The 11,921-nt window shown below is 48.6% G+C and carries 10 protein-coding genes; all 10 read right to left on the bottom strand.

The window, feature by feature from the left end; genetic code table 11:
* Window positions 1–24 precede the first annotated feature (24 nt).
* Entirely contained in the window at window positions 25–669 is a 645-nt protein-coding gene (gene yihA / locus ADA01nite_RS02355) for a ribosome biogenesis GTP-binding protein YihA/YsxC (RefSeq protein WP_146808297.1), read from the bottom strand.
* A complete protein-coding gene (gene lon, locus ADA01nite_RS02350) occupies window positions 666–2,996 on the bottom strand; it encodes an endopeptidase La (protein WP_146808296.1) in 2,331 nt (776 codons plus the stop codon). The genes yihA and lon overlap by 4 nt, the downstream gene beginning before the upstream one ends.
* Window positions 2,997–3,121: 125 nt before the next feature.
* On the bottom strand, window positions 3,122–4,816 hold the full coding sequence (gene lonB, locus ADA01nite_RS02345; RefSeq protein ID WP_146808295.1) for an ATP-dependent protease LonB: 1,695 nt from the start codon (window positions 4,814–4,816) through the stop codon (window positions 3,122–3,124).
* Between the two features lie 359 nt (window positions 4,817–5,175).
* Entirely contained in the window at window positions 5,176–6,450 is a 1,275-nt protein-coding gene (clpX, locus tag ADA01nite_RS02340) for an ATP-dependent protease ATP-binding subunit ClpX (RefSeq protein WP_146808294.1), read from the bottom strand.
* 11 nt (window positions 6,451–6,461) lie between these two features.
* Window positions 6,462–7,052 (bottom strand): ATP-dependent Clp endopeptidase proteolytic subunit ClpP, encoded by a 591-nt coding sequence (clpP, locus tag ADA01nite_RS02335; protein WP_146808293.1) that lies wholly within the window; start codon window positions 7,050–7,052, stop codon window positions 6,462–6,464.
* 99 nt (window positions 7,053–7,151) lie between these two features.
* Entirely contained in the window at window positions 7,152–8,438 is a 1,287-nt protein-coding gene (gene tig, locus ADA01nite_RS02330; protein ID WP_146808292.1) for a trigger factor, read from the bottom strand.
* A 366-nt stretch (window positions 8,439–8,804) separates the two neighbouring features.
* Complete coding sequence (locus ADA01nite_RS02325) at window positions 8,805–9,860, bottom strand: tetratricopeptide repeat protein (protein WP_146808291.1); 1,056 nt, start codon at window positions 9,858–9,860, stop codon at window positions 8,805–8,807.
* 41 nt (window positions 9,861–9,901) lie between these two features.
* The gene (locus ADA01nite_RS02320) at window positions 9,902–10,429 is read right to left on the bottom strand and encodes a metallophosphoesterase (protein WP_146808290.1); all 528 of its coding nucleotides are present in this window, start codon (window positions 10,427–10,429) and stop codon (window positions 9,902–9,904) included.
* Complete coding sequence (locus ADA01nite_RS02315; protein WP_146808289.1) at window positions 10,426–11,043, bottom strand: XTP/dITP diphosphatase; 618 nt, start codon at window positions 11,041–11,043, stop codon at window positions 10,426–10,428. Before ADA01nite_RS02315 ends, ADA01nite_RS02320 begins: the two co-directional genes overlap by 4 nt.
* Window positions 11,036–11,800, bottom strand: a complete 765-nt coding sequence (rph, locus tag ADA01nite_RS02310) for a ribonuclease PH (protein ID WP_146808288.1) — start codon at window positions 11,798–11,800, stop codon at window positions 11,036–11,038. Before rph ends, ADA01nite_RS02315 begins: the two co-directional genes overlap by 8 nt.
* Window positions 11,801–11,921: the final 121 nt, after the last annotated feature.

The following is an 11,921-nucleotide window of genomic DNA, read 5'->3' as shown; positions in this document are numbered from 1 at the left end:
TCGGTGAATGGGGGCCCCTTTCTCTCATTTATGCTCGTTTTCTTCCACAGGCTCCGGATCAGGTACCGCTTCTGCCAGGCGGGCCTCATGAATCTTTGCCCAAATAGCGGACCAGGCCTCTTCTTTACCCTGACCCGTTTCAGCTGAGAATAGAACCATCGGATCCTCTTTGTCCATGCCAAGCACGGCCCGAATTTCTTTGGCGTGCTTTTGCCATTTGCCGCGCGGAATTTTATCGGCTTTTGTAGCTACGACAATCACGGGAATACCATAATGCTTTAAATACTCGAACATTCCCTGGTCGTCGTTCGTTGGCTTGTGCCGTAAGTCTATCACATGAAGAACTGCCTTCAATTGTTCTCTCGTCTGGAGGTATTCCTCCATCATCCTACCCCACTTTGCTTTTTCCGCTTTGGATACTTTGGCGTAGCCATATCCCGGCAAATCAACAAAATACAGTTCTTTATTGATCAGATAATAATTAAGTGTCTGCGTTTTTCCCGGTTTAGAGGAAGTACGGGCCAGATTCTTCCGGTTAATCATTTTATTGATAAAGGAAGATTTGCCTACATTAGAACGCCCTGCCAACGCAAATTCTGGCAGGGAGCCTTCCGGATACTGTTTGGAGGAAACTGCACTGATGACAAATTCGGCCTGCGTTACTTTCATATTCTGGCCACCTTCATCAGCGCTACGCTCAATACTTGATCGAGGTGTTCCACCGGGATAAATTTCATATCACGACGCACGCTTTCTGGAATGTCTTCAATATCCTTTTCGTTGTCTTTCGGCATGATGACAGTTGTAAGTCCGGCGCGGTGTGCGGCCAGTGCCTTCTCCTTCAATCCCCCGATAGGAAGTACCCGGCCCCGCAGGGTAATCTCGCCTGTCATACCAACCTCGCGAGACACCGGAACTCCTGTCAGTGCAGACACAAGCGCGGTCGCCATCGTAATACCTGCAGACGGACCATCTTTTGGAATGGCGCCTTCCGGTACGTGAATATGAATATCGAATTTCTCATGGAATTCCGGGTCAATATCAAGCTCTTTTGAGCGGGAACGAATATAACTAAATGCCGCCTGCGCGGATTCTTTCATTACATCGCCCAGCTTTCCGGTTAGAGTAAGTTTGCCTTTCCCGGGTACGACGGACACTTCAATCGTCAGCGTATCACCGCCCGCTTCCGTCCAGGCAAGACCAGTCACTGCACCTACCTGGTCCTCTTCTTCGGCCATACCGTACCGGAATTTTGGTTTACCCAGCATGTCTTCGAGCGTTTTCACCGTGACGACGACCCGCTTTTTCGTTCCGGCTACGATCATGCGCGCCGCTTTGCGGCAGATTGTCTCCATCATCCGGTTCAGGTTACGGACACCGGCTTCGCGGGTATACTGGCGAACCACCTTTAGCAATGCTTCCTCCTGAACCTGCAGACGATCACGTCCTAAACCATGCTCTTTCATCTGTTTCGGAAGCAGGTAATCCTGACAGATTTTCAGCTTTTCAATTTCTGTATATCCCGGAATGTACAACATTTCCATACGATCAAGCAGCGGTCGTGGAATGGTATGTACCGCGTTGGCCGTTGTAATGAACATAACTGAAGACAGATCGTATGGTTCCTCGATATAATGATCGCTAAACGTATCATTCTGATTCGGATCAAGAACCTCAAGCAGCGCAGCCCCCGGATCTCCCCGGAAATCCATAGACATCTTGTCAATCTCATCAAGCAGGAATACCGGATTTACCGTGCCAGCGGTTTTCATACCCTGAATAATCCGTCCCGGCATTGCGCCTACATAAGTGCGGCGATGCCCCCGAATTTCCGCTTCATCGCGCACACCACCAAGAGAAATGCGGACAAATTTGCGATTCAATGCCCGCGCTACCGACTGGGCCAGCGACGTCTTACCGACGCCCGGCGGTCCTACCAGGCAGAGAATGGGTCCTTTCAGCTTATTGACCAATTTCTGAACAGCCAAATATTCCAGTACACGCTCTTTGGCTTTTTCAAGACCGAAGTGGTCTTCATCGAGCACACGCTCCGCATGGTGCAAATCAAGGTTATCCTCTGTCCGCTTCGTCCACGGCAACGCGATTAACCAATCGATATAAGTGCGGATAACGTTACCTTCTGCGCTGGTCGGCGGTGTTTTCTCGAGTCGTTCGAGCTCACGTTCCACTTTTTCAACAATATTGGCGGGAGGATTCGCTTCCGCAAGCTTTTTGCGCAAGTCTTCTACTTCTCCTGCGCGTCCTTCTTTATCGCCGAGCTCTTTCTGAATGGCCTTCATCTGTTCACGCAGATAATACTCTTTCTGCGTTTTTTCCATCTGCTTTTTCACGCGCTGCCCGATTTTTCGCTCCAGCTCCAGCACTTCACGTTCATTGTTCAGAATGCCAAGCAACTTTTCCAAGCGTGCTTTAACATCAATGGTTTCGAGAATGTCCTGCTTGTCGCGAATTTTAAGCGGCAGATGGGAAGTGATAATGTCTGCCAGTCGACCCGGCTCGGTAATATCGGAAACAGAGGCGAACGTCTCCGGAATAATCTTCTTAGATAAATTGATGTACTGCTCAAAATTGGCAAGTACGGTGCGCATAAGCGCTTCAATTTCAGGACTTCGTTCCTGATCTTCATCCAGGTAGGAAATCTGAGCTTCAAAATACTCGTCTTCCTGCAGATAATCTTCTATCTTTGCGCGGCTGACCCCTTCTATAAGCACGCGAATCGTTCCATTTGGCAGCTTGAGCATTTGCTTTACTTTGGCCACGGTACCAATCGTAAAAATTTGCTCCTTTTCTGGTTCCTCAATATGTACTTCCTCCTGTGTAGATAGAAGAATGAGGTTATCGTCTACCATCGCTTTTTCCAGCGCTTTTACCGATTTGGCACGTCCTACATCAAGATGCAAAACCATACCCGGAAATACCAACAATCCTCGCAATGGGAGAAGAGGGATTTGTCTCTCTTTTTCGTTTGTTCCCATCTTTTCTACCTCCAAATCCCTGTAGTATTGGCAAGAAAGTTGTACCAAATACAAGGTTGTCTTCACTTCATTTTAGCTTAACTGCTGTTCGTTGTCTAATCCTGAAGCACAGGAAAGCGTTTTTTCTAAATGGAAGTAGGAGAAGGATTTAATATTTCGGCTGCCTGGCGCAAAGCGGCCGGAAGTGGCTGGGCTTCCTCTTCGTTTTGTGGCAGAGTGGCATGATGCAGTACTTCATCCAATCGCTCGACCGCAATCACCTGAATGCCTTCCACCTGTCTGAAAATTTCCTGCCAGTTTTCTTTCGGCACCAACACCTTTTTGACCCCTGCAAAGCGTGCGGCCTCCACTTTGGCAACTACGCCACCAACCGGCTTAACTGTACCGTGAATGCTCAACTCGCCTGTCATGGCTACATAATTATCGATCGGCTGCTTTGTAATGGCAGAATAGATAGCCGTTGCCATCGCGATTCCGGCAGATGGGCCGTCAATGGGCACTCCTCCCGGAAAATTAACATGCAGCGTATAATCCAGGGTATTTATACCCTGCAGGCGCAACACTGTTAGCACGTTTTCAAGCGATCCTCGCGCCATAGATTTGCGGCGCAGCGTTCTCCCTTTGCCTCCCATCTCCTCTTCATCGACAACGCCGGTAATCGTAACAGTGCCCGTTCCCGGTGCAGGTGCTTTTGCTGCGGTAACTTCAATTTCAAGCAGCGCTCCCATGTTTGGACCATAGACGGCCAATCCGTTAACCAGTCCGACGAAAGAGCCTCCCAGCACTTTTCTGTCCGGTCGGGGCGACTTCTGGCTGCTGTTGACCACCCACTCGATATCTGTTCGGGCGATGTTCTTGCGCTGCTCCGTAATAGCAATTCCAGCCGCAATCTGCACCATATTTACCGCTTCCCTCCCATTGGTAGCATAACGGGTTAAAAGTTCGACGGCGCTCTCTTCTATTTCCATCTTTATTTTTTCCGCAGCGTTTTTCGCAATTTTGTACACTTCAGAAGGGACAAGCGGACGAAAGAAAATTTCAAGGCATCGCGAACGAAGTGCGGGCGGCAGCTCATCCGGCGTACGCGTGGTAGCCCCGACAAGGCGGAAATCAGCAGGTAATCCGTTCTGAAAAATGTCGTGAATATGTTTCGGAATTTGCTGATTTTCTTCACTATAATAGGCGCTTTCAAGAAACACTTTACGGTCCTCAAGCACTTTCAACAGTTTGTTGAGCTGAATCGGATGCAACTCCCCAATTTCATCAATAAACAAGATGCCCCCATGCGCTTTTGTAACTGCCCCAGGCTTCGGCTGAGGAATACCGGCCTGGCCCATAGCGCCTGCCCCCTGATAAATTGGATCGTGTACAGAACCAATCAACGGATCGGCAATACCGCGTTCGTCAAAGCGCGCGGTCGTAGCGTCAATCTCAGTAAACAGTGAGTGTTCGTTGAATGGCGAGGCCGTTTGCTTTTTGGCTTCCTCTAAGATAACGCGGGCTGCTGCCGTTTTACCGACCCCGGGGGGACCGTAGACAATCACGTGCTGTGGATTGGGTCCGCATAATGCGGCGCGAAGAGCACGGATCCCGTCTTCCTGTCCAACGATGTCGCTTAACGTAGCAGGACGGGTTTTTTCAGAGAGCGGCTCAGATAAGGAAACGGAACGCATCTTACGCAGTTGTTCCATTTCTTTTCTTGATTCACGGTCTACATATGTGCGGCTGCTGCGCTGATTTTTCAGCAGGCTCATGAAGTACATGCCGATGATAACGGCAAAAAAAACTTGAATCAGCGTAAGTAGTAATGTCCAGTTCATATGTCCCTCCTATGTATGAGAAGTGAAAAGCCAGCACCTCTTGTTTTCTACGTGTATTATTGCCTAGAAGGTGGGGGAATAAACGAAAAATGAGGCACAGGAAAACGAAGTGAGGAGTTGCATAAATAAAAATTTGAGATAAGGCGGCGCAGGGGGGAAAATACGTCTGTGTTTTCTGCGAAGAAGTTATCATGCCCGCTCCATATTTCCGAAATGGTTTGAACTTGCCCGTCTTTCTGAAACGGAATGGACAGTGTTGCTTCCCTGCAAAGGAAAACCAGCTAAGAAAAAACAACATAAACATGCACAATTAAAGCAAAAAAGCCACCGGAAAACTCCGATGGCCTTTGAGAAATACATTACGCACTTTCAGGTTTTTTGTTATCGTTAACGAGCTTGCCCTGCTTGGTATAAAGCTCCGGGTTGCCTTTTTGCTTAACGGTCTCTTCCGTGATAACACACTTGACAATGTCGTCGCGGGACGGCAGGTCAAACATGATATCAAGCATGATGCCTTCAATGATGGAGCGCAAGCCGCGGGCACCGGTGTTGCGTTTAATCGCTTCTTTAGCGATTTCGCGCAGCGCGCCGTCTGTAAATACAAGCTCTGCATCATCCATTTCAAGCAGCTTCTGATATTGTTTAACAAGCGCATTCTTCGGCTCAGTCAGGATTCGGATTAACGCATCTTCATCCAGCGGCTCAAGCGTCGTAATGACCGGCAGACGACCAACAAACTCCGGAATCAATCCAAACTTGAGAAGGTCTTCGGGCAATACTTTTTGCAAGAATTCACCTGACTTCAAATCCCTTGTGCCTGTCTCTATATCGGTGCCGAAACCGATGACCTTCTTGCCGACACGACGTTTGATAAGCGACTCAATACCGTCAAACGCTCCGCCTACAATAAACAGAATATTGGACGTATCGATTTGGATAAATTCCTGATGCGGATGCTTCCGTCCCCCTTGCGGTGGTACGCTGGCAACCGTCCCTTCAAGAATTTTAAGCAGCGCCTGCTGTACGCCTTCACCGGATACATCACGAGTGATAGACGGATTCTCCGACTTACGCGCCACCTTGTCGATTTCATCGATATAGATAATGCCGCGCTCAGCCTTCTCTACATCGTAATCGGCAGCCTGAATCAGTTTAAGCAGAATATTTTCGACGTCTTCCCCTACATATCCCGCTTCGGTTAGAGATGTAGCATCCGCAATAGCGAACGGTACATTTAGAATGCGAGCCATAGTCTGGGCAAGCAGCGTTTTCCCGCTTCCCGTCGGTCCAAGCATCAGGATATTACTCTTGGCCAATTCTACATCGTCGATTTTTGAGCCTGTATTAATGCGCTTGTAGTGGTTATAGACCGCAACGGAAAGCGATTTTTTGGCCGCTTCCTGTCCGATAACATAATCGTCAAGGAATGCACGGATTTCATGCGGCTTCGGAATTTCTTTCAGATCGATTTCTTCCTCTGTGCCTAATTCCTCTTCCACAATCTCCGTACACAGCTCGATGCACTCATCACAAATGTATACTCCGGGACCAGCCACAAGTTTGCGCACTTGATCCTGAGTCTTGCCGCAGAACGAGCACTTGAGTTGGCCTTTTTCATCATTGAATTTAAACATGAAATCACCCCTTACTTTTGATCATTACGAGTGATGACTTCGTCAATTAACCCGTATTCTTTGGCCTCAAGGGCATCCATAAATCGGTCGCGGTCCGTGTCGCGCTCAATTTTATCAAGCGGTTGACCTGTACGCTCAGCATAGATTTGATTAATCTTTTCTTTGGTTCTCAGAATCCATTCGGCATGGATTTTGATATCCGCCGCCTGTCCCCGGACTCCTCCGAGCGGCTGATGAATCATTACTTCGCTGTGAGGCAGCGCGTACCGCTTACCCTTGGCCCCGGCCATCAGCAGGAACGAACCCATACTGGCAGCCATGCCGATACAGATTGTCGACACGTCGGGCTTTATGAATTGCATGGTATCATAGATAGCCATGCCTGCTGTAATTGAGCCTCCGGGAGAATTTATGTATAAGTGTATGTCCTTGTCCGGATCCTCAGCAGCCAGAAACAACAGCTGCGCTACAACCGCATTGGCTACCTGGTCATCGATCTCAGATCCCAGCATGATGATGCGGTCTTTCAATAGACGGGAGTAAATATCATACGCGCGCTCCCCCCGATTTGTACTTTCCACAACATAAGGTATAACACTCATAACGCAATAATCCTCCCTTCACAACCCGGTATGTATTTTGGTTTGGAAAAACAAGGCACGAATATTCGTGCCTTGTTACTAGTTGTTGTTATTATGACATCATTTGCTGTTCTCGACAAGCAGGTCAATCGTTTTGCGAATGCGGATATCGTTTTTAAGGCTTTCCAAGTTATCGCGACCTTCAAAGATTTTGCGAAGCTCTTCAACCGGACGATTGTATTGCTTGGACAGTTCTTCAAGCTCGTTATTTACGTCCTCATCTGTTACTTCCACATTTTCCGCCTTTCCAATCGCTTCAAGCACCAATGTTGTGCGGACGCGCTTCTCAGCATCCGGTTGGAACTGCTCGCGAAGCTTCTCTTCATCAAGGCCGGTGAATTGGTAGTACAAGTCCAGATTCATACCCTGGTACTGCAGACGCTGTGCGAAATCGTTCACCATGTGGTTAACTTCGTTTTCAACCATTACTTCAGGCAGATTGATTTCCGCATTCTCAGTCGCTTTTTCGATTAAAGATTCTTTCTTGTAATTCTCAGCGTCTGTTTTCGCTTTTTCTTCCAGCTTATTCTTGATATCAGCTTTCAATTCGTCAAGCGTATCGAATTCGCTTACGTCTTTTGCGAACTCGTCATCCAGCTCAGGAAGGTTTTTGCGCTTGATTTCATTTACTTTTACTTTAAATACAGCCGGTTTGCCCGCCAGCTCTGCAGCATGGTAATCTTCCGGGAATGTAACTTCTATGTCTTTTTCATCGCCTTTCTTCAGACCGATAATTTGGTCTTCGAAGCCCGGGATGAATGTGCCGGATCCGATTTCGAGCTGATAGTTCTCTGCTTCGCCGCCTTCAAATGCTTCACCGTCTACGAAGCCTTTGAAATCAATAATAGCGTAGTCGCCTTTTTCAATAGCAGCACCGTCTTCAAGCACAACAAGCTCAGCGCTGCGGTTTTGCATCTGTTTCAGCTCTTCTTCTACCGCTTCGTCAGTTACAGTGAAATCTTTCTCCTCTACTGTCAGACCTTTGTAGTCGCCCAGTTTTACTTCCGGTTTTACCGTTACTGTCGCTTTGAAAACGAGCGGCTGGCCTTTGCCTATTTGTTCCACGTCCACTTCCGGACGGTCAACAGGTTCAATGCCTGTCTCCTGAACAGCCTCGGTGTAAGCTTCCGGCAGGATAATGTCCAGTGCGTCTTGATATAAGGATTCCACCCCAAAACGCGCTTCGAAAATCTTGCGCGGCACTTTACCTTTACGGAATCCGGGAACGTTTACTTTCTTAACGACTTTTGCAAACGCCTGATCGATTGCTTGATCTACGCGGGCTTCTTCGACTTCGATCGTTAGTACGCCCTGGTTATTCTCTAACTTTTCCCAAGTTGCCTTCATTTAAACTTTCCCCTCCTAAAGATCTATAAACCAATACACGTGTTCCTATAAAAATCCACACTATGTATGTTGTGTTACATCTGCCATTATAACCATTTCATTATATCATAATCAAATTGCTTTTCAACTCTACATAGAATCACTTCCTTTTTCTTCGTTTGGTTTTCCGTTGCATAGATGTATCACTGTCCGTGGCTGTCCGAATTTCAGCGCATCCAAAACATCTGGGCAGCACGAAGAGGGAGACAATTGGCTGCTTTTTCTGAAACGGAATGGACAGTGTTGCTTCCCTGCAAGGAAAACTAGCCAAGAAAAAGGGGCAGCAATGAATTACGCCACAAAATGCAGAAAAAAGGAAATTATTACTTATTCTGGCGATCGGGCGTCCAGATGCAGCACTTCCGTCAGCGTCTGGTAATTCCGCTTAATTAAAGGAAGAGAAACATGATACAATTCGGCAACCTCGCGTTCATTCTGTTCCATGCGCAGGAGTCTGGTTACGCTGTAATGCAAAGCCGCCGCCCATTCCTCAGGAGCATCGACAGGCGGATGGAGCGGATAAATGGCAAATAAGTATTCCATCCATAATTGAAAGGCAAATGAAACAAACGAGGCGTCCTGCTGATAGGCAACACGGGACAGGCACTCCAGCACTTTGCGTTCGCCGTCCGGCATTTCTTCATCGTGCAGAGGTACCTGTTCAATCACCGTCTCAAACTTCTGGCCGAATTTATAAAGAAAGACCCGGCCCGTTTCCCCCATTCGCTTCAATGCCCGAAGCGCAAATGTTTTCAGCATGGGATCAGGGTAGACAAGCATCATATATTCTTTTAACACCGAAACGGTTTCCGGTGAAGGTATGTATTTAAGCTGTTCAAGCGCCCCGAGCTGCTCTTCGAATGTTCCGCCCTCCAGCTTTTCATACAGGCGCAAGACATAAGCAGGATCCATTTCTGCCTTTTGCAGAGCGGTCTGACGTGAGAAGCGGTCTTCCTCTTCCCACTGCTCTTTCTGGGTCTCTACTATTTGAAATGTCTCCTGAATCGCCTGAATCTCATGCATAAAAGGCGTTAATTCCTTTATCATTGTCGCTTGTTCTAACAACTGCCGGATTCTTTCGAACTCTTCTAGCTTCAGAAGAAGCCCAAGATAGGTGTGAAATGTCTCCGCAATATTCCCGCTCTGCTCTTCCCATATTTGCGCGACGAGCGGAAGCGCTTCCTCCAGGCGACCAGCCCGGATAAGAATATCTGCCGCAGCAAGGAACGCTTCCGTATGCTCCGGCGCAAGGCGCAAAATCTCCTGTACATACTCAAGCGCTTGATCATACCGCTCTTCCTCGGACGCTTCTCTTGCCTGCCGCAAATTCTCTTCCACGAACCCCGGAAACAAAATTACGTTTTCCTTATTGTTCTGTGGCATCCTCCATTCCACCTCTCTACTACGCGGTTGAACCACATTTATTATTTAGAAACGGCAGGCGGCAGCATAAAGGTACGACTCAGGCCGGGCTGTTCCTTTCCTTCCGGCGAATAAAAAGAGACTTCTACCCGTACCCCCTCCTCGTTTTGTTCCGCAGTAAGCAGTGCATAAGTCGCTGAAAAATACGATCGAGGCAGCAAAAGGCTGCCGGGATTGACATATAAAATATCGTTCTCGCAGATGGCGGTGATTTCGTGGGTATGGCCAAACAGAACAAGGTTTGCCCCGACTTCCATGGCACGGTAACGCAGGCGCATTGCGCTCTGCTTCACTCCGTATATGTGTCCGTGCGTTTGAAAAATCCGCAGGGGACCTAGCTCGGTGACTTTCTCTTCAGGCGTGTCCATGTCGCTGTCACAGTTGCCCCTTACATAAGTAAATTCAGGCGCTTGCCCGCGTGGATAACAGAAGTCTCCACAGTGAAAGGCAGCCTCGTGGGAATGACGTGCCAGAATCGCCGGCAAATGCTCCGTGCTTCCATGCGTGTCACTTACCACTATCAATTTCATAAAAAACGCTCCCGTAGTACGTTTTCTAACTTCCTTACCGCCTCACCCCGGTGACTTATCCGATTCTTCTCTTCCGGCGCAAGCTCGGCCATCGTCTGCTGCCTGTCCGGCAGGAAAAAATGAGGATCATATCCAAAACCATTCTCTCCTTTCGACTCAAGCACGATGCGTCCCTCACATGTACCCCGCGCAAACAGCGTCTCGCCGCCCGGAATCGCAAGCGCCAGTACACAAACAAAACGGGCCTTGCGCTCTGCTTCCGGAATATCCTGCATCAATGCTATTAGCTTGGCATTATTCTGACTATCAGTGGCGTTTGGCCCGGCGAAACGGGCCGAATATACGCCGGGTTTTCCACCCAGTGCATCCACTTCAAGCCCCGAATCGTCCGCCAGCGCCGGAAGGCCGGTCGCATGTGAGATTGCTTCGGCCTTCTTGCGCGCGTTTTCCTCAAACGTCTCCCCGTCTTCCACCACGTCAGGCATATCCGGCAAATCTGCAATAGTCACAATTTCCACATCAAACCCTTTAAACATGCGGCTGAACTCACGGACTTTTCCTTTGTTCTTCGTAGCCAGGACGATGCGTTTCCATGGAAAAGTGTGCTTAGACATTCTTCGTTTTCTCCTTAAGCATATTTCCGATCCCTTCACCGAGTACACCCAGCACTTGTTTTTGCACAGCGATTAAGTCCGTAATGCCTTTTTTGCCGGATGCAAGCAATTCCTGGAGTTCTTCTGGACTAAACGGCGCTTCTTCCCCTGTACCCTGTATTTCAACATATTTCCCCTGGCCTGTCATCACAATATTCATATCCACTTTCGCTTGCGAATCCTCAGCATAGCATAGGTCAAGATGCGCTTTTTCTTCAAGAATGCCCACACTTACAGCCGCAAGAAAATCAGTCACAGGAAGCCTTGATATAGTCTGTTTCTCCACCAGCTTGCCCATCGCCGATACCATGGCTACATACGCGCCGGTAATGGAAGCCGTGCGGGTCCCTCCGTCTGCCTGGATTACATCGCAATCAAGCCAGATTGTACGTTCTCCGAGCGCCTCTAAGTCTACCACGGAACGAAGCGCACGTCCGATAAGACGTTGAATCTCCTGCGTTCTGCCGCTTACCTTGCCGCGGCTGGATTCACGTATGTTGCGGGTCTCCGTAGCGCGGGGCAGCATAGAATATTCGGCCGTCACCCAGCCACGACCCTGTCCGCGCATAAACGGAGGAACTTTCTCTTCTACCGTTGCCGTACAGATGACTTTTGTTGCTCCGACTTCTATTAAAACAGAACCTTCCGCATGCTTTATATAATCCATGGTAATGGTGACCGGTCGAATCTGATCGTATTCCCGTCCATCGATTCTCATGCCATTCCCTCCCACTTGTCATTTCTGGCTTATTATAGCACAACCCGTCATGGAACATGTACTATCCGTCTGCCCGGCTGTCGTGATAGAGAAAGAGTGGGGACCCCCCACTCTTTCTCTC

This window comes from Aneurinibacillus danicus (genome assembly GCF_007991215.1).
In the GTDB taxonomy this organism is placed as follows: domain Bacteria; phylum Bacillota; class Bacilli; order Aneurinibacillales; family Aneurinibacillaceae; genus Aneurinibacillus; species Aneurinibacillus danicus.
Note: the sequence above shows the minus strand (reverse complement) of the source record. Positions and strands in the feature narration are given on the sequence as shown.